This window comes from Lentzea sp. NPDC036949, assembly GCF_055608075.1.
Window position 1 is genome coordinate 456,923 of sequence record NZ_JBVJRA010000002.1, and the last position, 25,043, is coordinate 481,965.

Consider the following 25,043-nt stretch of genomic DNA (forward strand, 5'->3'; position numbering starts at 1 on the left):
GACCGCTTCTCGCAGGACACCGTCCTCCAGCCGCGCGCGCGCCGCGCCCAGGTCGTAGTCGGCGTACCGCGCGTCCAGGCCGGCCGCGACACGTCGGGTCATGTCGTCGAAGTTCATCGCACCCCACCCTCTTCGAATCGTCGCCGAGCGTCGGAGATGTGTGAACGGACCGTCGACGCGTTGATCCCCAGGTATCGCCCGATCTCTGCGGCGTCCTGGTCGAGCAAGACATACAGCGCCAGGCATTCGGCTTGCCTGGGCGGCAGGCAGGCCAGGAACCGTTCAAGGTCCAGCCATGTCTCCAACTCGGCCACTTCGTCCGGCGCGTGCTCCTCGTCGACGAGGACAGAGGCGTGCTCGCGGCGTCGACCTTGACGCCGCCAGAAGTCGACGAGCGCGTCGCGCAACATCTTGAACGCGAATGCTTCCGGCGACTCGGCGCGTCGCAACGCCTCCCGGCGCCGGTACAACGCCATGAAGGTGTCACTGGTGATGTCCTCGGCGTCGTGCGGCGGGACGCCACGCAGCTCCAGGTACTTCAGGAAGTTCACCCGGTGCCGGTCGTGGAACAGCACGAAGTCGCCGTCCAGCACGCCGGGGGCGAGACACTCCCGAACGTCCCGGGGGCACGCGCACATCGTGCGCGGACACGTGCTCGCACTGGTCACAACCACCTCGCTCGACCCAGTTCACCTCGACACCAGGTATGCCGTACGGGACCGGTTGAACGTCCACCCGTAGCCCGGACATCACCCGATCGGACGAACTGGCGTCTCGGCTAGCTGAGCATCACCAGGCCGGAGCCGACCAGCGACCTCATCGACTCGTGCACAGGGTCTTCGACACGCGTAGCAACTCGGCGATGTCCATCTCCACCAGCCGCTGCCCTGGACGCAGTCTGCCGCTGAGGATCGCGCTTGATGGCTGCCAGCGTCCGGTCGGTCCGGTTTGCCAGCGGGGCCACGTCCGCGCCGGCGAGTCACAGCCGGCACACCCTTGTCAGGGTCGAGTGGGTGCGGTCCACTTCGCGAACTCCTTGGCGTAAGTTGACTTAATGACGCGCCGCGATGCCCGTGCAAGCCTGAACCAGGCGCCCAGATGTCCGTGCGCTGTCGCTTCAATTCGCCGTCTCGTTCTGTTTCTGGAAACCGACAATCCATCGTGGAGTATCGAGGCCTTCGCGGCGAACCAGCGTTTCCGGATACTTCGATCGCTGTCTCTACTTTGTGGAAAATCCTCAAGGTGCCGACATTGATCCGTCCCCAGCGTCAGATACCCGTTACCTGGGCAGACTCTTGCATTCGCGGTTGAAGTAATCCTGGTAGAAGACGATGGTTGGGGCGCCGTCACAAGAGGGAAAATAACCTATTCTTGCTTTCGGTTAATAGAAGGGGGTGTCATCGGTTCAAGTCGTCGAGCAGCAGTGTCAAGACTGCCTCTTCGTGCACCGCGACGCCGTGCACGCGCATCGCCTCGGCCAGCCCGTGGCTCCACGGTGAGTCCGGTACCGCGCCACCGAGCGGAAGCCAGGCCGAAGCAACTGCCTTGAGGTAGTCGTCGGCTGAGTAGCGCCAGGGCCGCACACCCCGGTCGAACAGGCGCTTGGCCATGCGGACACCTGCGACATCGAAATCGCCGTGGTACCTCACGATGACACCATCGGCGATGAGCCGGTCGAGGGCGTGCAGTGCCACGGTGGCGGGGTTCCCCGAGGTGCACAACAACGGCGTCGACGTGCCCGCCCGTGCTGCCGCTTGGAGGACCTGGGGGTTCTCGCAGACGAACACCTCCTGCCCGGCGACCGCCCACGGGCGGTCTGCGGTGGTACGCCACTCCTGCGCCGTCACGTGGGTGACCAGGCCGAGGTCCGCGCGGGTGCGCATCATGGCCGACCACGAGTCGTCGCCCGGTGGCCGCACCGCCCACGTCAACAGGGTGCCCGACACCGCGTCGGGACTTACTCCCACCGCACTCCACAGCTCCCGGCGAGCGGCGGCGGTCTTGGGGGAGGGCGTGCCGATCGCGGCGGCGAGTGCGCGCAGGACCACGGCGGCGGTGACCTGCCCGGCGTCCAGTGCGTGGGCGTCCCCGCACGCGGCGCCGGCCAGTTCGGCGAGTTCGAAGGCCGATTCGACGGGAACCGCGTCCGCTACGGCGCCCGGCGTGCGGTCCGCCAGCGGCACGCTCCTGGCCAGCGTCTGCAACACCGCCATCGCGTGCCGGATCACCGTCTCGGCTTCGTCGCCCACCCTGATGAGCAGTCCGGTGCGTCGCAGTCCGTCCCGCCACGTGGGTACCCACGGCGCGGCGTCCAGGCCAGATTCGGCCACGGCGCGTTCCCAGAACGCCCACAGGTCGACCTTCGACACCTCACGCGCCCTGCTCGCTGCTTTCCGGTCCACGAGCGGGCCGCCGGTCAGTTCCGCGACCACGGTGATCAGTCCGTGGCCGATCACCGAAGACCTGAGCACAGCATCCAACTCGGCCAACCGGATCCTGCTCCGCCCTTGCGACACGGTGCGGCCGAGCAGCCCGGACAGGGTTTCGGCCGCCTGGTAGTCCAGGTCCACGACGATGACGCCGGTCGGCGAGAGTCCGTTGCCCTCCAGGCGTTTGCGCACCGAACTCCACAACGGCCCCAGACCGGCCAGGTAGTCGCGGGCCTGCGCGGGTACACGGTCGGCCACGGCTCAGCCCGTCGATCGCAGGTAGTGCCGGTTGTGGCCGTCCCAGTGCACGTGGGTGGCGGCTGCCGCGGTTCCCTCGGCCCGGCGGATCTCGTAGACGTCGACGCTGGGCACCTGCGGGTAGGCGCCCCACAGCGCGTGGCCGGTCATGCAGAAGTCGACATCCATGCGCACCAGCAGGCCCATCAACTCGGCGATGGTCCGGTCGTCGACCTTGGCGAACGCGTCGTCGAGCAGGATCAGGCGCAACGCGCTACCGGTGTCGGGCAGGCCGGACAGGTATGCGTCCGCGGCGGCGAAGAGCGCGACGTAGGAGACGAAGCGGGTCTCGCCCTGGGAGAGCTTCGCCCGTCGGCTGATCTTGCGGACCTGCCGGGGCTCCGGGCCGGTGATCGACACCTCCACACGGTGCCACTGCCGGTAGTCCAGCGCCGCGCGCAGGTGCTCCCCGTACCCCGCGTTGGCATCGGCCTCGAACCGCTCGTCAACGCGGTCCTTGAGGAGTCGGATGAGCTCGTCCGTGTGCTCGGACGGACGCACGGCCACGCTGGCAGCGACGAGCTCGCGGATGCGGCCGATGGGACTGTCCTCGGGCTCGACCAGCTCCCACCGCAGCCGCACGCCGATCCCATGGCTCGTCCGGATGTTCGTGAGGCTGGTGTTCATCGCGCGCACCAGGTCTTCTGCCTGGATCAGCCTGCGCCGGAGTTCCTCACCCACCCCACCGATGACGAAGTCGGTGAACACGCGGTGCTCGCGGTCGGTCAGCGCCGCTGCGGCGCCAGCGGCTTGCTCGCGCAGCCGCGCCGCTGCGACGGCCACTGGCTGTCGCCCCACCGCGTCGGTGAGGTCCACCAACCACATGCCTTCGTCGGCGGTCGGGGTGAGGTCGAACGTGTTGGCGAGATTGCCGCCGACCGCCCGCAGCGACCGCATCAGGCCGTTCTCGTCGACCGCCGGTCCCTTGCGGTCCAGCACCTGCTGCACAGCGGTGACGAGCCGCTCCACACCCGTGCCATCCGGCGCACCTGATGACGTGCACAGCGCGAGCAGATCCGCAGCCGCGGTCCCCGCAGCGGCATCCGCGATGCCAGGGAGGGCCACCTGAACCGTGAGCCGTTGCAGCGCTTCACGGGTGCGCACGACGGCTTCGTCGGCTCGGGCTTTCGTGGCCGTCACGAGTTCCTTCGCCTTGTCGGCCTCCTTGTCCAAGCGGCGTTCCTCACTGGACAGAGTGCCGACCGACGCACGTACCCGCTTGTGCTCGGCTTCGGCGGCCTCCAACTGTGCGGTCACCTTGTCGGCTTCGGCCCCCAACGAGTCGCGGAGGGCGACGAACTTCTCGTGTTCGCCGTGCCACTCCGACCACGATTCCTGGCCGGCTGACTCGGCCTCCCGACGTAGCGCCGAGGCGTTGCCGACGGCTCCCACCGCACCCTGGTGCTCATGGCGGCGTCGCCGGACCGAGTCGAGCCGATCGGCGAGACGGTCGCACGTGTGCCTGGCGCGGCTCGCGCCCACCTTGACCTCGTCGAGCTGCGCCCGGTCGGCCGGGAGCCCCAATCGGGCGCAGCTCTCCTCGTGACCACGGCGATCAGCCGCCCATTGCTCTTGCTTGAGTCGGGCGGTCTGGTGCGCCGTAGCTGCCGCGACCTGCGACCTGCCGGCCTCCGCCGCCGCGGAACGCGCGATGCTCCGAGCCCGCAGCAGGTCGTTCGTTCGTGGCGCGGTGCGCACGTGCCGGTCCAGGTCCTGGGTGACCTGGCTCAACCGCTTCCGCTCGTCGTCGCGTCCGCCCGCTCGACGGGACAGTTCCTCGAGGTCCGCGGCGATCGCTTCGAGTCGCTCGTCCCGGGCCCGTGCCCGTGCGACGGCGCCGATGAAGCGCGGGTGGTCGACCCGGTGCTTGCCGCGCAGCGGGCCTGCGGCCCAACTCCCGTCCACGTCGACCCACACGTGGTGCCCAGGCCCCAACCCGATCCTGGAAAGGACCGACTTGACGGTCCGCTCGGGCAGCAGCCCGGCCGGGTCGGGCCGGAGCACGCCCTCGAGGGAACGGGCAGCGACTGCGGCTTCAGAGGTCAGCAGGACTTGACCGTTGTCGGCTCGCACCGAACTGTCACCGCCGACCGAGGCGGACAACATCCCCGCTGACATCAGCGCGGCCTCGACACCGGCTCGGTCGTGGTCTGCCAGCTCGGCGGAGAACTCGACCAGCCGCCACAGGGGCACCCCGCCGACGGGCGTGCCGCGCACCCATGGTGCGACGGGCGGTTCCGGGTCACGCTGCGCGCGCAGCTCCGACTGCTCCAACCGCAGCTCGCGAGCAACGTTGTCGTCAGCTCGTTGCTCCTGCTTCAGCTCGGCGAGCCGGTCGGCTACAGCGGCACGTGCGGGCACGGCGGCGTCGGTCGCAACGTGGTCCAGGGGAGCGAGATCGTCGTCCGAGCGCTCGCCCACCAGCGCGTCGGCGTCGATCAGGAGCGGCCCCACCGCGGTCTCCCGCCAGGAAACGTCACCGAGGAGCTTCCGGCTCTGCTCGCCTGAGGTCCACGTCCTCCACTCGCTGGCCAACGTCCTCGCGGTTCCGTCGCGGTCGTCCGCCGCGTCCTGAGCACGCTCGGCGTCATCGGTCGCGCGGCTGTCGAGTTCCTCCGCGTGCTGCACCGCCTGTGTGACTTCGCGCCCGCGGGCGTCGAGGGCGGTGGCGTCTTGTTCGCGCCGGGCAGCCTCACCGGCCCGCCGGTCCGCGGATCGGCCGGTTTCGCGAACCACCAGCACGACCTCGTCCAGTTCATCCGGAGTGACCACGAGCCGGCAGGGCGTCGGCCGTTCGACCTCGGTCACCGCGCCGTCCAGCGAGACCCGGACCGCCTCGCTGCCACCCGATGAAGGTTCGACGGACGCCTGGACTGCTACCGGTAGTGCCGTGGTCGGCAGCCGTGCCGTGGCCAGTGCTGCGCGGACTCGGGACAGCTCCGCGTCGGCCAGTTCGACCTCAGCGTGAACGCCTTCGGCCGCTGTGTCCGCCGAGCGCACCGCCCCCGCTTCGTCCTCGCGGCGATCGTGTGCCGCCTTCAAGGCCGTGGTGGCGGCACTGGCCAGAGCCGCGACGCTCCTGCCGAGAATCCGGATGTCGAGACCGGCTCGGTACGCGGGCAGTTCCTTGATGCCTTCGATGACGGATTGCAGCGTCTCCTCGCGCTCACTGGCGGTGGCGAGTTCGCCGCACGTGGTCGTGTGTCGGGCGACGAGTTCGGCGTGCCTGTGGACGGTGGTGTCGTGTTCCTTCGCGAGTCGAGTCGCTTCGGACGCTGCCTCGCGTGTTTTCTCCGCCGTGGCGAACAACGCGCCCGACGTGTATCTCCGGTAGATGTCGAGGAAGGCGTCGATCTGCTCGACCGCCGACAGCAATCGTCGTTGCTCCTCCCTGGAGTCGGCCAGGGCGTCCAGGCGTTCACCCGCTTCGCGCAACGTCACCTCCGACAGCGGGGGCAGGGCGTCGGACAGGATCTTGGGCAGGTTGCCCTCGTCGATGCGGTTGCCCATGTCCGGGGCGCGCAAGGTGTGCAGCAACTGGAGGAGACCCGCGTACCGCTCCTTGCCACTCGTTCCCGTCAGGCTGAAGACCTGGGACGCGATCCGCTCGCGATGGGTGTCGGGCTTGTCGGTGATCCGGTCCGCGCCGATGCCCTGTATCAGGTGCTCGCGGGACAACGGCTGGCGCCGCTCGTCCATCAGGTGCAGGTCGACGCCGACCCGCAGCGGCGTGGTGAAGTACCACGCCTTGGCCTCGCTGGTGCTGGTGGAGAAGCGCACGAGCGCTCCGACGGTCAGGTGCTCCTCCGCTCCGTCGATGTCGCGGCACAGTTCCAGCCAGAGGTAGCCGAGGCGGTTGGTCTGCCCTTGCGCGCCGTGGCGCATCAGGTCCTCCAGACGGACCTTGCCCGATCCCGTGGCGTCCATCTTGCGTCGATCGGCGTCCAGCAGGAACGGCAGCAGCATCTCCAGTGCGCGGCTCTTCCCCGAACCGTTCGTCCCGCGCAGGATCATGCGTCCGCCGGTGAACCGGAAGACCGTGTCGTAGTAGTGCCAGACGTTGACGATGCCCGCTCGGGCCAGCCGCCAGCGATTCGGGTGGTGCTTGGGCTGCGCGGGGGCCAAGGTCTCCGCGTCGGGCGACTCCGTCACGTGATCTCCATCGATTCGGGCGGCTCAACCGAACAACGTCGGCTGGTCGCCGATCCTGCGCATCGCGCGCGTACGCGCCGGGGCGCGGTGGGGCTCCGGTCGGTATCGAGCGGAGGCGGGGTGCAGGACCAGCCCGTCCTCGTCGCCGACCACGATGCTCACCGATTCCAGCAGCTGCACCACTTCCTGCATAAGCGATGACGGTTTCTCAACGTAGCCCTTCGCGAAGGCGCTGCCGTACTGCTCGATGATGAGGTCGATGTTCGCTTCGACAGCACTCCACGGGACGCGGACACCAGGCACAGCTCGACCCGCGACGGTCGCCGTGTCTCCCGCCGCCGGTCTGAGCTCGTCGTTGAGGGCGTTCACCAGGAGGAGTGCCGCATGCGCGACGGTCCCGGAGCCCGGGAACGCGACGTCGCTGACCACCTCGTCGGGGTCGTGGACGAGGAGGCCCTCAGATCGCGCTTCGAGGACGAGGCCGAACGACTCGTCGAGCACGCGGGCCACCTCCCGCCGCTCGCGGGACAGCACGTCCCGCTCGGCTTCGGTGAGGTCCTCGCGGCGTACCAGCGGGTTCTCCACCAGCTTGCGTCGGAGGCTGCGCCGCGGCTGTTCCGGCTCCAGCGGGTCAAACTGCGCGCCGCCGAGCAGAGCGACCGGTGAGTCGAACCCGGACAGCGCCCTGGACAGGAGATGGGGGAGCAGGGGGCGGTGGACGTCGAGCAGAGCTTCTTCTTGTCGAGCATCCCACCTCGCCACGGAGCCGTCGGTCTCCGTGAGCACGCCCCAGTCGACCAGCAAGTCCACCGCCCGAACTAGATCACGCGACGCACCGAAGTCGTCGTCCAGCGCTATCCCTGCCGTCACCGCGTCCGCGCGGACCTGCTCGACCAACGCGCTCATGAGCACTTGGTCGCTGGTGTGCGGCGCCAGCACGCTCGCACACACCAGCGCGAGGTAGGAGTACGTGCGGGCGGTGAACCGCTTGTCGTTGCGCGTGAGTGCGGGCCGGGGAACGGTGTCGACGCTCAGCGGTGCCTTGAGCAGCCGTGCGAAGGTCGATTCGACCACGAGTTGGTATCCGAGCACCGTGCTGAACATGCGCTTGAGCTGCGGTGAGTGCTTGCGCACGAGAGCCAGCTGCTCGGGGTGGCGCGCGGCGGTGAGCACCGGCTGCATCAACAGCGCCCTCGCGGCGAGCCTGCGTTCGTGCGCCGTGTGCTCCTCGGTGCCGGTTGTTCCCGTGCTCACGCAGTTCTCCCGGCTCGACCTGTGCCGCCAGTGGCGTACCTCCGCGCGACCAAGCGGAGCTCGTGCACCACCAGATCTCCGTCCTCGGAGCGGACCAGGGTCCGGGCGCCCGGTGCGGGTTCGGCGACGACCTCCAGGTCCAGGTCGGTGTCGGCCTCGAAGGCGACATCGGTGTGGTCCTGGTTCTTGGCGAGCAGCGCTCCCAGCAACGCGAGCAGCAGTTCCCTGGCTGCAGGGCTGATCCTGGTGCCGTCCAGCGCACCAGCGGCGACCAGTTCGTCGGCGGCGACCCGCCGAGTCCTCGCCTCGACCTCCGCCTCGCGCAGGAGCTGCTCCTGGTCCAGTCCGGGATCCGGCACGGACGAGGTCCGTCCGCGCGCCGCGCGGTCGCCACGATCACGCAGACTGATCGGCACGTCGATGGGCGTGGAGTCCCACCACGAGGTGTTCACCCCGTCCCGGATGCCCTGCTCTTCAGGCCCGAAGAACAGGTGTCGGGCTGGGTAGGAACCGAACGTCGCCGCGTAGAGCCAATGAGCGGTGTCGTCATCTGCCTCGGCGAACCAGGACGCCAACGTGAGCAGGTCCGCTCGCCTGCTGACGCCCGTGCCCGCCGCCGCGAGCATCCGCCTGGCGTTGGTCAGCAGCTGGCGCAGCGCCTGGTCCGCCGCCGCGCGCAGCGTCTCCGGCCCCGATCGCCCGTCCGTCTCGTGGTACCAGGCGTGCAGGCGTTCCCAGTCCTCGTGGTGTCGACCGGGCAACCGGTCGGCCGGCGTGCCGTCGGGCGTGATCAGCGTCGGCAGGCTGTCCAGCACCTGCACGACCCGGCCGAACAGCGGGCGGAGCCGGTCGCAGCGCGTGGCGATGACCGGGGCGTGGCGCGACACGTCGGCCGTGATCAGGTCGACGTAGTCGAGCAGCAGCTCCTTGAAGTGCCGGTACTCCTCACCGGCCAGGTCGTAGCGGGAGAGCACCGCGTTGAGGTAGGCGTAGAAGTCGCGAACGCTTTCGTTGAACAACCGCTGGTTGTTGAATACGGTGGTCACGTCGCCGGCCAGTGCCTCGGCATCCGGTTCAGGCTCGCTGATGCGCGCGATGATGCGGTCGAGGACGAGGACGGTGGCGCCGAGCAGTTCGCGTGCCACCTCCTGCGCACCGTCGCCGGCGGCGAGGACCGCCTCGGCGTCCCGGTGCACTCTGCCGCCCAGTTTTGAGGCCTGGAAGCGGCTGCGCGACCTGAGGAAGTCCCGGACCGTGGGCACGCGGGCATCGCGCACGCCGCGAACGAGGTTGCCCCAACCTTCGAGCTTCTCGCAACGGTCGGTCACCTCATCCACGGACAGCACCACGCCGCGCTCGGCAAGCTGCTGTGCCACCTCCGCCGCAGACAGATCGGCCAGCAGGGGACCGGTGAAGATGTTCATGATCGATCGGTACTCGAAAGCCAAAGAGGTGGTCAGGTAGACGAACAACTTCTCCCGACCTGCGGGTTCTTCTGCACCTTCATCGTCAACTCGCAGCACGCGCGCCCTCCTCGAAAAGAACATCGCTTCGCGCGCAGGTCTCGTAACACAACCCTGTGGCGGATCCGCTCGTTCGGAGAACGCAAACTTTTCACCCGTTAGTGAACTGATGCCACGTGTCGCCGGTGACATCCGCTGAGCTCGACCCATTCATCTGCTGCCGCTGCTGCCGTCAGCAGCAGAGCCTCGCACGAGTCAGGTTTTTCATCCGTCGTGATAGCAAGTACCCCGCACTGATCAACGACATCCTGCAGCGGTGCCGAGATCGCGACGAACTTGACCGGCGTTCGGGTGTGCCGCATGAACGCGGTCATGGAACGCTGGGTCAAGACACTGCGCGGCGAACTCCTCGACCGCACACTGATCCGGACGAGGGCCCACCCCCGGCACGCGCTGCAAGCGTACGAGCAGCACTGCACGCACCGGTCCCTCGCCGCCGCAGCACCCTTGCGAGCCCGACTTCAACCCTTGGAGCTGATCGGATCGAACACTTCGCGGTATGGCGACGAGACCGCCTCGGTGGAGTCATCCACAAGTATCGCCATACGGCTTGACCTGAATGGACGTAGTTTCGGCACGCGCAGGGTTCGAGCGGTGACGAGAGAGCGGCGTGCGAACTGCTCGGTGCCCGCGATGCTTGAAGGCGGCGTCCCGGCACGGTTTCTCGTCACGCGAGGTTGACGTACTTGTGCGCCAGCTCGGCGCCCTCCTGGCTGAGGAGGCTGCTGCGCGCGCCGGACAGCATCGTGCTCACCGGGATCGTCTCGTCGTGCGGCCTGACGGTCTGCGAGGTGTGCGCGAACCACAGCCGGCCCGGCTCGCTGAGCTGCTCCGCGCCGAGGATGTGCGCCGACTGGTAACACGCCGCGCCCAGCACCCCGAGGATCGTCGAGACGTTGGCGGACAGCTGCAGGCACCGGCGCGCGGCGTTGAGGCCCATGCTGACCACGTCCTGGTTCTGGCCGTTCGACGGGATGGTCTTCACCGACGACGGGGCCGCGAGGTCGAGGTTCTCCGAGGCGACGCTGGTGGCGAGGAACTGGGCGCCCATCAGGCCGAACGACAGTCCGCTGTCGGTCAGTGCGAGGAAGTCCGGCAGCGTGCCACTGGTCGCCGGGTCGACGAGGCGGTTGATCTGGCGCTCGGCCAGCACGCCGATCTCCGTCAGCGCGATGGCGAGGTAGTCACACGCCATCGCCACGTACTGGCCGTGGAAGTTGCCGCCGTGGAACGAGGTGTCCGCGCTCGCGAACACGAGCGGGTTGTCGTTGCACGAGTTGAGCTCGCGTTCGACGATGCCGCGGCAGAACGCGATGGTCTCCACGACCGGGCCGAGGATCTGCGGCACGCAGCGCAGCGAGTAGGCGTTCTGGATGTAGATCCCGGTGTCGGTGACCGCGTCGTTGTCACCGGTCTGCTGCTCGATGGCCGTCATCAGCTCCGCGTGCCTGTGGGTGAGCCTGCTGCCGGCCAGCAGCGACCGCAGCCGCTCGGCGACCTGGATCTGACCGGGATGGCCTTTCAGCTCGTGCCCGAGCGCGTCGTAGGCCGCCGCGGAGCCGCGCAGGCACTGGATCACGACGCTGGCGAGGAGCACGGCGCTCTCCAGCAGCTCCTGGGCTTCCAGGAGCGCGATCGACGCGACCCCGGTCATGGCCGAGGTCCCGTTGTTGAGCGCGAGACCTTCTTTGTATCCCAGCACCACGGGCTTGAGACCCTTGGCCTGCAACGCGTCCATGCTGGGCACGCGTTCTCCGCCGAAGAAGACCTCTCCCTCGCCGATCAGCGGGAGTCCCATGTGGCTCAAGGGGGAGAGGTCGCCACTGGCGCCGAGGGAGCCCTGTTTGGGGATCACCGGGGTGATGCCGTGGTTGAGCAGATCCGCCATCAGCGACAGGGTTTCCGTCGAAACGCCCGAATAGCCCCGTGCGAGGCAGTTGAGCCGGGCGAGCAGGATCGCGCGGGCCTCGGGCTCGTCGAACACCTCGCTGCCGCCGGCAGCGCACCCGCGGAGCAGGTTGACCTGCAGCTCACTCATGTAGCGGGCGGGCACCGTCACGTGCGCCATCTCGCCGAAACCGGTGTTCACGCCGTACATCGGGCGCTGGTCCATGCCCCACTCGGTGATTCGCTCGTGCGCCTCACGTGCCCTCTGAAGTGCCTGCTCGTCGAGTTCGACCGTCTCCCGGTTGATCGCCACCCGTGCCACGTCGTGGATGGTGAGACTGTGCCCGGTGATGGTAATCATTGTCAGCCTTTCGTGCATGCCACGCCGAATTGGGGTACTACGACGAAACGGTTGTGCGGGCTTCGCGGTCGAGAGCCGCGGGGTGGTGGACACCGGCGCCGATCCGCGAGGCCTCGGCTCGGATGAACCCGCCCCACCGCGGCCACAGCCGCGACAGGCGGGACGTGATCACGACCCGGTCGAAGCTGTTGGCGGGCCGGGCACGCTCGCACCGCTGCCGAAGACCGCCACGCGTGCCCCGGCCGGAAGGTCCGCGGTGCCGCGCCCGTGTTCCGCGCCTTGGCCGGCCGGTACCCCTGGTCCTCCTGGTAGCAGTAGCGGATCGCCAGGCGGTCGTGGGGATCACCACGGACAGCTGTGGGCGGTTGGGCATGCGGCCACGTTGTCGGACGTCGCTCTCACGCCACTACTGGCGCGGTCTCCGCGTACTGACCCGGGAGGGGCCCGGCAGGAGCGCCGTGAGAGCGGAGCAGGACCGGCGCCTTCCATGGTCGGACGTGTGAGTCGGATGTCCGCGAGGGCCGGCTCTCGACTTGTGGTCACGAGGAGGGTCGAGTCTTGTCATGAGCGTCTCTGTCCGGGTCATCGACGGCATCTACGGAAGGCCGGCCGCCGGACTCGCGGTCAGCCTCAGCCGACAGTCCGATGGTGGGTCAGTGCGGCGGTGGACTGGTCGAGCGGACGAAAGCGGGCAGGTCCTGAGCTTGCGGGAGCTTTCACTGCCGCGGGGAGCGTATCGGCTGGAATTCGACCTCGGCGAATACTTCAACACGCTCGGGTACGCGCCCCGCAACTCGGCGATCGGGGTGAGCTTCACGACCAACCGTGACCGTGTTCACCGGATCACGCTGCTGGTGACTCCCGCTAACTGCTTCATATTCAGCGAGGATGGGCAATGAAAGTCAAGTCAGGAGTGCCATCGCAGTTCCCGCCCCTGCCCGCGGACACCACCACGGCCGGCGCCGCCACGCTGCCTTCGCCGGGACTGCGCCTCGAAAGCGGAATGCCCTTCGACAACTGGCTGGGGATCGGCCAGAGGCTGGCCGAGGTCGCGAGCAACTCGGCGTGGTGCCTGGGTGACTGGCTGATCTACGGCGAAACCCGCTTCACCGGGCGTTACCGCAGTGCCGTCGAGCAGACCGCGCTCGACTACAAGACGTTGCGCAACTACGCGTGGGTCGCCAGGAAGTTCGCGCACACGAGGCGGAGGGCCGGGTTGAGCTTCGAGCACCACGCCGCGGTCGCCGGTCTCCCCGGGCCGGAGCAGGACTACTGGCTTCGGAAGGCGGAGTTGTTCGGCTGGTCGAGGAACGACCTGCGGCGCGAGGTGCGCGCCAGCCTCTCCACGCGCGGCGAGGACCTCGCTGACCGAGGTGTCGCGGCCGGGGTGACCACGGACGCCGGGCGTGAAGACGTCGGCGTGGCACCGAAACTGCAGCTGGATGTCACCGACGATCAGCTTGCCATGATCACGGAGGCGGCCAGCAGGTCCCAGCTGTCCGTTGGCACGTGGGCACAACAGATGCTTGAGCAGGCAGCTCGCGCGACCTTGGCGTTCGCTTCGCGAGAACCGGCTCCGGCGACGCGAGCCGCCGGAGCCGGCTGACTCACTCCTCGATCCGGGCGAACCGCGCAATGGCGTCGCGGTACGCCGCTGTCGCGTCGGCGCGCGTATGTGAAGAGGCTTCGGAGTAGAGCAGAACGCGGATGTGCTCACCCACCTCTTCGCTCCGGTTGAAGCTGGCCTCGAACGGGAAGTCCGTGTGGGACCAGTCGTCGAACGCCTCCAGCGTGTCCAGGTCGAGCCGTTGCGCGACACCGGCGATGCTGTGGAAGCTGTTGAAACCGAACAAGGAATCGGGAACCACCGCCCGGCCGATGGTGCGGGCCAGCTGGGCCAGCGGAGTCCGGCCGCGCATGGTGACCTGCATCAGCTGCCGGTGCGCCAGGGCGACGGCCTCCCTGCCCGGTGCCGGGACGTCGACTCGCAGCGGGGCGACGTTGAGGAACATCCCCCGCGCGTCCACGCCGTTCGGTACCGCGAGCCGGGTGTTGACGGGGACGCCGGTGAGAATCCTCCGCTCGCCGGCCAGTCGTGCCAGCGCCTCCAGGTGGATGGCGAGGAGCACGGCCTTCACCCCGGAAGAGCTCGCCGCGAGCCGGCTCAGCATCCGGTTCTCCCTGCCCACGATCTCCACCGAGTCCTGCCACGTGTGGCGGTCGCGAGTGGACTCGGCACTCGGCCGTGGTTCCAGTCCGCAGAGGTACTGGCTCCACCACTGCGAGTCGGCGACCGTGAGTGACTGGAAGAGCTGCTGCGCGCTGTGCTCGCGGAGTCTGAAGCGGGGCGAGTCGTTCGCGCCGGACGACGCCGGCCGCTCGGGTGGCCGCCCGGTGAGCTCCGCGACGTAGCGGTCCAGGAACTCCACCAGGTTCAGGTGGGTGCTCCACCCGTCGGCGATCGCGTGCGGCTCGGTCAGGGTCAGGGTGATCGCCGTATCGCTCAGGAGGTGGACCGTGATCGTGACGAGGGGCGGATCCGTCAGGTCGATGGTCCGCGCGTTCTCGGCATCGGCGAACTCGGCCAACCGGTGTTGCTGCTCACCGTGGGGGAGCCCGCGAAGGTCGTGCACCGTCACCAGTGGCCGGTCGACGTGGTCCAGCACGACCTGCATCGGGCGTGAGTAGCGGTCCAGGTCCAGCAGCGACCGGAACATCTCGTGCTCCCGCACCAGGCCGCGCCCGGCCTCCTCGAAGGCCGCGGGGTCCACGCGAGGCACGGTCAGATGTGAGGTCGCGACGTTGTGGTAGGCCGGGACACCGACTGCGCCGCGGTCTCGGAGTGCTGCGGCCATGAGCATCCGGGTGGCCATCGCGGCCTGTTGTTCGCTCATCGGGAAGGCGTCCTCAGCGCCGGCCGGCAGCCGTCGGCGATCCGCCGGAGAGACCAGGCCCAGCGCGGGTATCCGCGCCCATCGGTGGTCCGGAACCTCGAACGCCTCGCTGGCCTCGGCTGCCGCGCAGAGCGTCGCGCGGACGGACTCGGAGATGGTGTCGCGGCCCCGGCTGTTCACGATCGCTCCTTCGCCGGACGTGCTCGTGCCGCGAGGGACTCGAGTTCGTCGTCCTCCAGCACGTCGCGGATGGTGAGTTCGACACCCCGGGTGCACGCGATGGCCACGAAGCGCACGCACAGGATCGAGTCGCCGCCGATGGTGAAGAAGTGCGCCGAGCGGTCAGGCGGCGCGTCAAGGCCGAGGAGCTCGACCCAGATGCTCGAGATCAGCTCCTGGGTTTCATCGATGGTTCGCACGGGTGCCTCCTGAGGTCCGAGATGTGCCTTGGCCACGGGGATCCACGGATCCGCCCGCCCTCCTACCGCGACACCAGGAGGTCGCCCATGACCATCGCGTCGATGTCGATCCGGGAGAACGTCGCGACCGCGTCCTCGGGTGAGCAGACGATCGGCTCCCCCCGCGAGTTGAACGACGTGTTGAGCAGGACCGGGATACCGGTGACCGCACGGAAGGCGTCGATCAACCGCCAGTAGAGCTCGTTGTCCTCGTGTCGCACCACCTGGACCCGGGCGGTGCCGTCGACGTGCGTCACCGCCCCGAGGCTTGAACGCCACTCCTCACGGACATCGACGGTCTCGATCATCCACAGGTACTCCTCGGGATCGTCGATCTCGAAGCACTGCTTCGCGTACTCGACCAGGACCGCCGGGGCGAGCGGCCGGAACTCCTCCCGTTGCTTGACCATCGAGTTGATCCGGTCCCTCATCTCGACGGTTCGCGGATCGGCGAGGATGCTGCGGTTGCCCAGCGCGCGCGGGCCGTACTCCATCCGGCCCTGGAAGAGCGCGACGACCTTTCCGTCGTTCAGGAGCGCGGCGGCCTCACCGACGAGGTCGTCGACTTCGAGCCGTCGCCAGCGCAGGCCGGCGCGTTCCACCGCGGTCTGGATGCGCTCCGAGGTGAAAGCCGGACCGAGGTAGGGCAGCCCGATGCGCGGGCGAACTCGTCTACGGGGCGCCTCGGTGCCCTCCTCGACCACCGCCAGCGCCGCACCCAGCGCCGTTCCGTCGTCGCCGGCCGCCGGTTGGACGAACTGCCGCCGGTACCTCCCGCTCTTGCGAATGGCCTGGTTGACGACGCAGTTCAGGGCCACGCCGCCGGCCAGGCACAGGTTCTCGCTCGACTGCTCGTCCTGGTGCGCCGCGAGGAAACCGACGACGGTCTCCTCCGTCACGGCCTGCAGCGCGGCGGCGATGTCGAGGTGGTGCTGATCGAGGCTCGCTCCCGGTTCCCGTGGCGGGCCGAGGACCGAGGCGAGGTGGTCCCGTGACTTCTGGTAGGTGAAGCGCTCCTGCGGTGTTTCGTTCAGGTATGTCAGTGGCGTGCTGTAGCGGCCGTCGTCGTGGCGGAGCACGAGGGTGTCGAACGCCGAACGGAGTCGCCGCCGGTCCCCGTAGGGCGCCAGTCCCATGACCTTGTACTCGTCGAAGTTCATCCAGAAGCCCAGGTGCATGGTGACCAGCCCGTAGACGAGTCCGATGGAGTGCAGCCCGCCCACCTGGCCGCGCAGCCGCAGTCCCCGCGGTCCGCCGGTGTACAGCGAGGTGCTCTCGAACTCGCCCACCCCGTCGGCGACGAGGACATCGGCGGAGTCGAAGCCGGAACAGTGCAACGCGCTGGCGGCGTGGGCCTGGTGGTGCAAGACGGGGATGACCTTCAGGTCGTCGCTCCAGAGGTCCCTGGGAAATGCCGCGAACAGGTCGCGCTGGATGACCTCCGGCGCGTACACGTTCTGGTATTCCTCGATCGCGCCTTCGGATTCGAAGTACGTCTGGTACCGGCCGAAGTCGAAGTTGTGCGCGACCGCGCTCACGTCACGCGGAGAGATGCCCGCCGCGTCGAGCACGTACTCGATCGCGGCCCGTGGGAACTCCCCGGTTCCCTTGCGCCGCACGAAACGCTCCTCGGCCGCGGCGGCCACGATGCCGTCCTCGGTGACGAGAGCCGCTGCCGAGTCCGCCCCCTGGGCGAGCCGGTACACGCGCTCGCCCAGCCCCGGAAACGACTGCCGCATGTACGGCTGGCTCTGGCCCAGCCCACTGACTCCCAGGACATATGGCACGATTGCAGCTCCTCTTCGTCGACATCGCGGGTTGACATCGGTTTCTTCGCTCTCGATGAGCCTTGAGCAGAGGTTTCGCCGGCGTCAGGTCATCGCCACCGCGATCTGTCGTTGCCCCTCGTACGGTTCGCGTCCGTGAGCCGTCAGCATGTTGTCGATCATCAGCAGGTCGCCTTGCCGGTAGTCGAACCGCGTCGCCGCCTCGCGGTACTTCTCGCGGACGTGCGCGCACACCTCCGCGGGGATCTCCTCCCCGTCGCCGTAGACGGTGTTGTTGGGGAGGCCGTCCCTGCCGAAGAGCTGTTCGAGGACTCCGACGACCCGCTCGGGAAGGGTCGTCCAGTGGAAGAAGGCTATGTGGTTGAACCACAGTTCGTCGCCGCTTGCCGGATGGCGGTGAAGGGCCACCCGATCGGCGACGGTGCGGAGGGTCCCGTCGTTGTTCCAGTGCGTCCGGATGCCGTTCTCTCCGCAGTAGCGATCCACGGCTTCGCGGCTCGTGGTGCCGAACACCTCGCTCCACGGCAGGCCGATCTGCGGATGGTAGTTGCGGATGTGCCGCCAGCCACGCCGGCGGAACTCCTCGACGACGCCCGCGTCGAGCGAGGCGGTGACCTGGCGGACGTCGGCCAGCGGCGTCGCCCCGCCCGAGGCGGGAGGCTGCTGACAGAAGAAGAAGAGCCTGCTCGGCCAGGTCGCCTGGTAGGAGTTCTCGTTGTGGAAGAAGATCTCCTCCTCACGGGTGTACTCGGTCGACGTGTAGATCCCGGACTCGAGCTGCTTCCGCGGTGTGGAGCGTTCCGTGTAGGGCAGCGGTTCGCCGCCGAGCGCCTGAACCGCCTTCGCGAAGTCGGCCGTGGTATTGAGGGGAAATCCTCGGAACAGGACACGGCCGGCTGACCTCAGCCGCTCGTCGACGTACCGGGACTGCTCCTCGCTCAGCCCGGTGGTCAGGTCGCTGTCCAGATCGGACGGTGTGATCGGGGTGGCCGGCATCTTTCCCGTTATTCCCATGACACGCTCGACTTCCCACGTTCTGTGGTGTTGACCTGGGTGCTGATCCGGATGGAGCTCGGCAGTGCGTAGGACGGGAACGTCTCGCGCAGGTGTGCGAGGAGGTCTTCCTGGGTCGTCCCGCCGTCCCGGGTCACCACGGCCGAGCGGAGGCCGTGCACCTCGTCCGCCTGGACGGCGGCGCTCACCACCCCCGGGAAGGCGTTGAGGCGCGACTCGAGAGCGGCCAGGTTGATCCGGAAGCCCGCGACCTTCGCCTCCCGTCCGAGCCTGCCGAGGTAGGTGTAGGTCCCGTCGTGGTCGCGCCGCACGCGATCTCCGCTGCGGTAGCTGCGCTTGCCGGGCGGACCGGGGAACGGTCGCAACCGCCCGCGAGCCGTGACGTCGCCCGCTTCCGCTTCCGAGGCGGTGAGGTAACCCGTCGCGACCTGCACCCCGGTGATCACCAGCTCGCCCTCCTCGAACCCGTCCCCGGTCGGGGAAGGCGGTCCCTCGATGCTCAGCTCGACGCCAGGGGGAGCGGTCCCGATGGGAATCTCGTGACTGGTGCAGTCGGCGGGCACGGTGTAGCGGCAGCAGCCCACGGTCGCCTCGGAAGGGCCGTACTCGTTGACCACCAGCGTGTCGGGGAGGCTCTCGCGCCAGCGGGCGACACCGGGCCCGTACAGGGCCTCACCTCCGACCACCAGGACCGGTATCGAGCACCGGGCCCCACGCGCCTCCAGCAGCTCGCACAGCACGGTGACCTGGCTCGGCGTCATCTTCACGAAACTGGCGCCCTGCAGGATGCCGGGGTCGTTGGCGACGTGCAGCGGCCAGCGCAACGGATCGAGGACCTCCACCCGTCTGCCGTTCAGCAGCGGTCCGAGGAGGCTGGTGATCGTCAGGTCGAAGCCCAGCGAGGTGAACAGCGGCGCCCCCCACCCTCGGGTGCAGTCGTACTCGCGCATCGACCAGCCCAGGTAGGCCGTCACGGCGGACTCGGGTACGACGACTCCCTTCGGCTCGCCGCTGGTGCCCGAGGTGAAGATCATGTACGAGGTGTCCCTCGGGACCGTGGGGATGAGGCGGTGCGGGCCTGGGTCGCCGGCCAGGTCCCGCGGGCTGAGCCGGACGACGCCGTCGGTCGTCCCGCCGGCGGCCCCGAGGATGAAGTCGGCACCGCACAGACGGGCGATCCTGGCGGCGGTGCGGGGCGGCATGCGGAGATCGATCGGAGCGAAGGCGGCTCCGGTCATCAGGATCGCCACGACCTGGACGAGAGCGGTCGTGCTCGGCGCCGCCTGGATGGGCACGACGGCCCCCGGCTCGGCCCCGCGCCGGCGCAGGTGGATGGCGACCTCGCGTGCCTGCGACAGCAGTTGTGCGTGGGTGGTGACCACGCCCTGTTCCACGACCGCGGCGGCGGTGGAACCGGCCAGGCCTCCGACGAGGTTGTGCGCGAACGTGGTCATGGCCGCGCCAGTTCCATGCAGTCGACGGGATCGCCGGCGGCGACCAGCAGGCGACGCACACCCGAGTAGGGGTTGCGCGCGTGGCTGCGGCGCAGGTTGTCGACGACGATCGTGCGGTCCGGTTGCCAGGGCACGACTTCCTCCAGGTCGGAGCAGATTCCCATGACCTCGTCGACGACGGCGTCGGGAATCGGCCCGCCGTCCCCACGCCGGCACCCCTTGGGGAACTCGTGAGGCTCGTACAGCAGGCGGAGCGAATCGTAGAGGTCCTCGTCCAGCGCGCGAGGATGCCAATGCAGGAGCTGTGCTGTCAGCGAGGGCCGGCCGGTGGCCGGGTCGAGGATGACAGCCGGTCGCCGCTGCTCGGTGGTGAGGACGCCGCCGCGCTCGTCCCACCTCCAGGTGGTGTCCTCCCGTTCGCAGGCGCGCTCGACGGCGGCGGGGTCAGTGGTGCGGTAGACCTGACGCCAGTCGAGCCCGAGGTCCATGCCCAGCCTGCGGACGTAGGTGACCCCGGTGGCGAGCACGTTCCTGGTCGCGCGGCTGAGTCGCGTGTAGACGGCTGTCATGTCCGCGGTCGGTGTCTGTCCACCGTCCCCGATCTCCTGGCATCCGAAGACGATCCGCCGGGGCCACCGGCGTGCGAACGTGTTCTCGTTGTGCCACAGCAGCTTTCTGGTCCGGGAGAACGGGGTCGGACTGTTGACCGTGCCCGTGGGGTCGTCATCGACGCCGGTGTGCTCCGGGTTGTCCCTGGTGAGCGGTCCGCACGCCGCGGCGGCGAGTCGCTGGAAGGTCGCCACGTCCTGGCACAGCCCGTCGCCGTCGATGACGACAGCGCCGTCACGGCGGAGGTGCTCCGTGAGCGCCGCGGAGTTGTCGTGCCACCACACTTCCGGTGGACCGTCGAGCCTGAGGTGCCGCATCGTCGGCCATCCTTTCGCCGTGTGCCGCCGCCGAGATGAGGTGCTGACGTGCCAGCCGCGCCAACCGCTCGACATCGGTGCTGTCGGCGGTGCCGCGTCGTGCGGTGACCGTCAGGTCGAGGCCGGTGTCGGTGACGGTCACGCCCACCGACAGCTGGTTGCGTGCCACCGGCAGGCGGATGGCGACGGGCCGCAGGTTGTGCAGGCGGTTCTGGTACCGGATGTGGCGGAAGTAGAACTTGACGGGGTGACCGTCGTGGCCGGTGGTCTCGCTGTCCGGACGGATTCCCCGCCGCGCGGCGGCGTCCAGCCGGTGCAGCACGGCCGTGTGGACGGTGGCGGCCGCGGCCGCACCGGACGTACCGCGGTCGACGGTGGCGATGTCCAGTTGGGACAGGTGGAATCCCATCGTGTCGGGGGACGTGCCGGCCAGCGGGCGGAGGTCCACGTCGATGTACGCCCTGATCGTCGCCGGCTCCGACCACACCGCCGCCGCGGCCGCCAGGTGCCCGACCGTCCAGGCGAACGGGGTGACCCCGGCTCGCCGCGCCGCGGCCGCGAGCCGCTCCCACACGCGGTCCTCGTTCGGGATGGTCAGGTGCAGTTGTGGGTCGGTCACGAGCGGGGCGTGGTCCTGCGTGGCGACGTGGTGCACCGAGGGGCTGACGCCGCCTTCCCCCGGCCCGGTGAGCCTGCGGTCGACCTCGGTCCAGAAGACCTCCTCCGAACGCGTGTCCCACACGATGTGGTGAGCCAGCACGAACAGCCGCGCGGCGTTTCCCCTGTCATCGGCCTGCGCGGCCAGGTGGACCAGCGGCCCGGTTGCGAGGGGGGTCGGCAGCCCGGTCAAGTGGGCGATGACGTCCGTGCGCGACCATTCCGCCGGGAACGTGAGGAACTCCGCGGGTGGCGTTGCCGCGGGCGACTCGAGCACCTTGTGCAGCAGACCGTGCTCGTCGACCGCGAACCGTGCCAGTGCCTCGGGGTGACCGGCCAGGACGGCGGTCATGGCGTCCGCCGCGTGGCGAAGGCCCACCCGCGTCCCCGTGCGCGGCTCCGCGGCTGCGAGGCACAGGTAGCGCCCCGGCAGTGCCGCCGCCTGTTCCTGGTACCACAGGCCGAACTCGGCTGCGGTGGCGGGCAGAACCGTTGCCATCTCAGCGTCTCCTCGCTTCGATGACGCAGCGCGTGATGGTGGCCAGCCGCGGTTCCTCGAAGACCTCGAGCAGCGGCAGCGTGACCTCGCACGTGGCTTCGACTGATCGCACCAGCCGGATGAAGGTGAACGAGTCGGCACCGCTTTCGAAGAGGTTGTCGTGTGGTGCCAGCGTCTTCGCGGAGGCCGGCGCGACGTCGCGCCAGCAGGCCTCGACCTCTTCCAGCACCTTCGGGTAGTCGATCGCCCTCATCGATCCGCCTCGTCCCGAGCACCGGCGGCGGGGGAGAGGAAGAGCCCGGCTTTCAGGTGCTCGATCTCCCGGCGTTCACCGGGCCGAATCACGACGTCGGCCATCGCCGAGCCTCCTCGTTGAGAACTGCTGTGGTCATGGCGGTGAGAGCGGCGTCGGCCTCGGCACGCACAGCACGTGCCAGCCCACCGTCGGAGCGGCCCGTGATGACGCAGGTGATGTCCTCGGCCAGAGCGCCGGTCCGGAAGTAGCACGCGAGGGCGTGGCGCGGGGGCGAGCCGACGGGCGGCGTGGCCGAGCTCGTCACGCCGTCGATCTCGACGGCCGGCGCGGGTACCTGGTCCTCCAGAACGACGACGACGTCGCCGACGGGTGCCCACGCCTGTCCCGGCCGTACGCTGCCGAACCCCGGCACCAGCGCCGCGAAGTCAACGGCTGCCAGCAGGTCGCGGTTGACCGCGTCGACGACGCGGGTGACGCCCTGGCAGGAGGCGTCGACCAGCAGGGGCACGTCGACCGCGTAGTTGCCGATCGAGCGCACCTGGTCCGGCGTCCGCGTCGAGACCGGCGTCTCGACGACGACCTGGTCCCGGTCCAGCACCCGGCCGACCGCGGTGGCGATCACCGTGATGAGAACGGCCGCCCGGCTCACCGACAGCTCGTCCGCGAGTTCCCTGACCGGCTGCGTCGGCAGTCGCCACTGGACGCTCGACGTTCCCGCGGCGGCATCGTTCGGGCGAAGCCGCTCGTCGTACGGCTGCGCCGCCACCTCACGCCTGACGGTGGACCAGTGCCCAGCCGCGGCCTGGAGGAGACGGGCATCCGGTCTCGCGGGGGGCAGCACGCACTGCGAGGACAGCGATGTCCGGTGTTCCGGTGTGCCGAGGCGGTGCTGCAACTCCGCCACCAGCAGACCCATGCTCACTCCGTCGCACACCAGGTGGTGGGCGACCAGGTGGACGCCCACCGGTGCGGGCTCCGTGCGCGAGCGGACCAGCACGGCCCTGACCAGCTGATCCGCCCCGACGTCGAACGGCTGGTAGACGATGCCGTCCACCTCCGGCTGGGGAAAGGTGTCAGCGGATGCGGAGATCTGGAGCACGTCGACCCGCGCGACGCCTGCCGCGCGCACGACCCGTCGTGGGCGGTCGCGGCCGGGGACGTACTGGACCCTCAGCTGGGCCACGTCCTCCAGCAAGGCCGACAGCGCGTGCCGGAGGCGCTGCTCGGTGACGGCCGCACGTGTGGTGAACCCCCCGACGACGTTCAGCGCACCGTCGCCGGGAAAGAGCTGACTCCACACCCAGATCGGCCGTTCAGTGGAGGTCAGCTCGTCATCGGGGGCCAGGAGGGGAGCGGTCAGCGCGGAGCGCGGAGCCTGACGACGGGTGCGGTCCACCACACCGGCGATCCCGGCGACCGTGGGGTGGGCCAGGTAGTCGCGGATCGTCAGCCTGACTCCCAGCTCGCGCTCCAGGTGGGCGCTCAGCTCGAGTGCCAGGAGGGAGTGCCCGCCGCTGGCGAAGAAGTCGGTCGAGGGTGTCGCGGGCACGCGGGGCAGTACCCGCTCGAACGCCTCGGCGACCGCCTTCACCGTCGTCTCGTCCGCCGTCACCTCCACCTGTCCGTCGCCGGGGCCGGTCACCTCCAGAGACCGGTAGTCGACCTTCCCCGAGTGCAGGCGCGGCAGCTGCGGGCAGATCATCACCCGGTCGGGAACGAGGCGGACCTCCATCGTCTCGGCGATCTGCGTCAGGACCGCGTCACGGTCGAGGCTGCCGTCGGAGGGCACGACCCAGACGTGGATCAGCACCTGGCCGTCCGCCTCGTCGGCTCGAGCGGCCGCCTGCCCCACGGCGGGGAGCGCGTGGAGCACCGCCTCCACCTGGTCGAGGTTGATCCGCACACCGCGTCGTTTCACGGTCCGGTCACGCCGTCCCGACAACCGCAGACGACCGCGGTCGTCCAGATGGCCGAGATCCCCCGTCCGGAAGAGCGGGACGCCGCGAGGTGCCGGAAAGGCGACGAGCGAGCCGGCCTCCTCCGACCCGTATCCGCGACACAGGTACGGAGACTCCACCACGATCTCGCCGGGGTGTCGGGCCGAGGAGCCGGTGTGGTCGTCCAACGGCTCGATGGACAGCGTCCGTCCCGCGATCGCGGCACCGACCGGGATGTCGCCCGAGTCGGCGTCCTCCGCCGTGACCTGGTGCCAGGTCAGCAGAATGCACTCCGAAGGGCCGTACTCGTTGTGCAGCCTGACCGTGGTCCCGCTGAGCTCCGCGGCGTCGAAGACCTGCCGTGCCACTCGCGGGTCGAACCGCTCGCCGGCGCACATCACCTCCGTCAGGGACGGCGGCCACGACGCCTCGGGCCGCACCGCGGCGGACGCCACCCGCCTCAGGATCGACGGCGTGGTCTCGAAGTGGGTGATGCGTTCCTCGCTCAGCCACCGCAGCACCGCGTCCCCGTCACCGCGGATGGACATCGGCGCGACAACGCCCACCGCACCACTGGCCAGGGCCGGGATCAGCTCGCAGTAGTGGGCGTCATAGGTGGGGGCCGCCCACACCGCCAGGCGGTGGCCGGGCGCGAGGCCGTACCTGGCGATGAACTCCACGCAGTACTGCTCGATCGCCGCCCGGCTCATCTCGATCAGCTTCGGTTCCGCCGTCGTGCCGGAAGTCCGGACGCAGTACGCGGCCGCCCGAGGTGTCCGCATCGCCATGCGGTCGCTGTGTTCGAGCACGGCGTGGTCGTCCCATTGCCGGGCGAGCTCACTCAGGTCCCGCCCGGTGACGGTGACCGGTTCGTTCGTCGGGTTCGCGGGTGTGGTGCGGGCGGATGAGCCGGTCAGGAGGACCACGTCGGCGCCGAACTGGTCGATGAGCTGCCGCCGCACGGCGTCGCTTTCCTGGTCATCGACGACCATGAAGGTCCGCCCCGTCCAGAAGCACGCCGCGATCAACGCGCTGACCTCGATCGACGCCGCGCCGACGATGACGACCCGTTCCGCGTGCCGTTGACCGAAGAACTCATCGCACGTGCAGGCGAGGGCACCGAGATCGGCGTAGGACAGGACGGTTCCGGTGCTGTCCACCAAAGCCGTCTCGGCCGCTCCACGACGGACGCGGTCTGCCAAGACCGTCGCCAGGGCTGCCCGTCCGTCCGCACCAGAGGTGATCATGATCGCTTCTC

Annotated in this window: 17 protein-coding genes; 2 read left to right on the plus strand and 15 right to left on the minus strand. The window is 69.2% G+C overall.

The window, feature by feature from the left end; genetic code table 11:
• Window positions 1-113: 113 nt before the first annotated feature.
• The 6 genes from ACZ7CD_RS08010 to ACZ7CD_RS08035 form a co-directional block, all read right to left on the minus strand.
• Entirely contained in the window at window positions 114-593 is a 480-nt protein-coding gene (locus ACZ7CD_RS08010) for an RNA polymerase sigma factor (protein ID WP_470378589.1), read from the minus strand.
• A gap of 804 nt (window positions 594-1,397) precedes the next feature.
• On the minus strand, window positions 1,398-2,687 hold the full coding sequence (locus ACZ7CD_RS08015; RefSeq protein WP_470378590.1) for a TIGR02679 family protein: 1,290 nt from the start codon (window positions 2,685-2,687) through the stop codon (window positions 1,398-1,400).
• 3 nt (window positions 2,688-2,690) lie between these two features.
• A complete protein-coding gene (locus ACZ7CD_RS08020) occupies window positions 2,691-6,878 on the minus strand; it encodes a TIGR02680 family protein (protein WP_470378591.1) in 4,188 nt (1,395 codons plus the stop codon).
• Between the two features lie 24 nt (window positions 6,879-6,902).
• Window positions 6,903-8,132, minus strand: coding sequence for a TIGR02678 family protein (locus ACZ7CD_RS08025; RefSeq protein ID WP_470378592.1), 1,230 nt, complete (start codon window positions 8,130-8,132; stop codon window positions 6,903-6,905).
• Window positions 8,129-9,805: a DUF2397 domain-containing protein gene (locus tag ACZ7CD_RS08030; RefSeq protein WP_470378593.1), complete on the minus strand. Its 1,677-nt coding sequence runs from the start codon at window positions 9,803-9,805 to the stop codon at window positions 8,129-8,131. The genes ACZ7CD_RS08025 and ACZ7CD_RS08030 overlap by 4 nt, the downstream gene beginning before the upstream one ends.
• A gap of 517 nt (window positions 9,806-10,322) precedes the next feature.
• On the minus strand, window positions 10,323-11,921 hold the full coding sequence (locus tag ACZ7CD_RS08035) for an HAL/PAL/TAL family ammonia-lyase (RefSeq protein WP_470378594.1): 1,599 nt from the start codon (window positions 11,919-11,921) through the stop codon (window positions 10,323-10,325).
• Window positions 11,922-12,466: 545 nt separating this feature from the next.
• Between ACZ7CD_RS08035 and ACZ7CD_RS08040 the strand changes: the two genes are divergently transcribed.
• Window positions 12,467-12,802 carry a hydroxyisourate hydrolase gene (locus tag ACZ7CD_RS08040; RefSeq protein WP_360383546.1) on the plus strand — a complete coding sequence of 112 codons (336 nt, stop codon included), beginning with the start codon at window positions 12,467-12,469 and terminating at the stop codon, window positions 12,800-12,802.
• 14 nt (window positions 12,803-12,816) lie between these two features.
• Window positions 12,817-13,509, plus strand: a complete 693-nt coding sequence (locus tag ACZ7CD_RS08045; protein ID WP_470378595.1) for an LmbU family transcriptional regulator — start codon at window positions 12,817-12,819, stop codon at window positions 13,507-13,509.
• 1 nt (window position 13,510) lies between these two features.
• Here the strand turns inward: ACZ7CD_RS08045 and ACZ7CD_RS08050 are convergent, their stop codons facing one another.
• From ACZ7CD_RS08050 to ACZ7CD_RS08090, 9 genes are all read right to left on the minus strand, one after another.
• A complete protein-coding gene (locus ACZ7CD_RS08050) occupies window positions 13,511-14,977 on the minus strand; it encodes a condensation domain-containing protein (RefSeq protein ID WP_470378596.1) in 1,467 nt (488 codons plus the stop codon).
• Window positions 14,974-15,216, minus strand: a complete 243-nt coding sequence (locus tag ACZ7CD_RS08055; RefSeq protein ID WP_360383537.1) for a phosphopantetheine-binding protein — start codon at window positions 15,214-15,216, stop codon at window positions 14,974-14,976. The genes ACZ7CD_RS08050 and ACZ7CD_RS08055 overlap by 4 nt, the downstream gene beginning before the upstream one ends.
• A gap of 62 nt (window positions 15,217-15,278) precedes the next feature.
• Window positions 15,279-17,042: a carbamoyltransferase family protein gene (locus tag ACZ7CD_RS08060; RefSeq protein WP_458432338.1), complete on the minus strand. Its 1,764-nt coding sequence runs from the start codon at window positions 17,040-17,042 to the stop codon at window positions 15,279-15,281.
• 84 nt (window positions 17,043-17,126) lie between these two features.
• The gene (locus ACZ7CD_RS08065; protein WP_360383531.1) at window positions 17,127-18,038 is read right to left on the minus strand and encodes a TauD/TfdA family dioxygenase; all 912 of its coding nucleotides are present in this window, start codon (window positions 18,036-18,038) and stop codon (window positions 17,127-17,129) included.
• An 8-nt stretch (window positions 18,039-18,046) separates the two neighbouring features.
• A complete protein-coding gene (locus ACZ7CD_RS08070; RefSeq protein ID WP_470378597.1) occupies window positions 18,047-19,510 on the minus strand; it encodes an AMP-binding protein in 1,464 nt (487 codons plus the stop codon).
• Entirely contained in the window at window positions 19,507-20,436 is a 930-nt protein-coding gene (locus tag ACZ7CD_RS08075; protein ID WP_458432336.1) for a TauD/TfdA family dioxygenase, read from the minus strand. The genes ACZ7CD_RS08070 and ACZ7CD_RS08075 overlap by 4 nt, the downstream gene beginning before the upstream one ends.
• On the minus strand, window positions 20,354-21,592 hold the full coding sequence (locus tag ACZ7CD_RS08080; RefSeq protein WP_470378598.1) for a hypothetical protein: 1,239 nt from the start codon (window positions 21,590-21,592) through the stop codon (window positions 20,354-20,356). Before ACZ7CD_RS08080 ends, ACZ7CD_RS08075 begins: the two co-directional genes overlap by 83 nt.
• Before the next feature lies 1 nt (window position 21,593).
• Complete coding sequence (locus ACZ7CD_RS08085; RefSeq protein WP_360383519.1) at window positions 21,594-21,845, minus strand: acyl carrier protein; 252 nt, start codon at window positions 21,843-21,845, stop codon at window positions 21,594-21,596.
• Between the two features lie 88 nt (window positions 21,846-21,933).
• The gene (locus ACZ7CD_RS08090; protein ID WP_470378599.1) at window positions 21,934-25,032 is read right to left on the minus strand and encodes an AMP-binding protein; all 3,099 of its coding nucleotides are present in this window, start codon (window positions 25,030-25,032) and stop codon (window positions 21,934-21,936) included.
• Window positions 25,033-25,043: the final 11 nt, after the last annotated feature.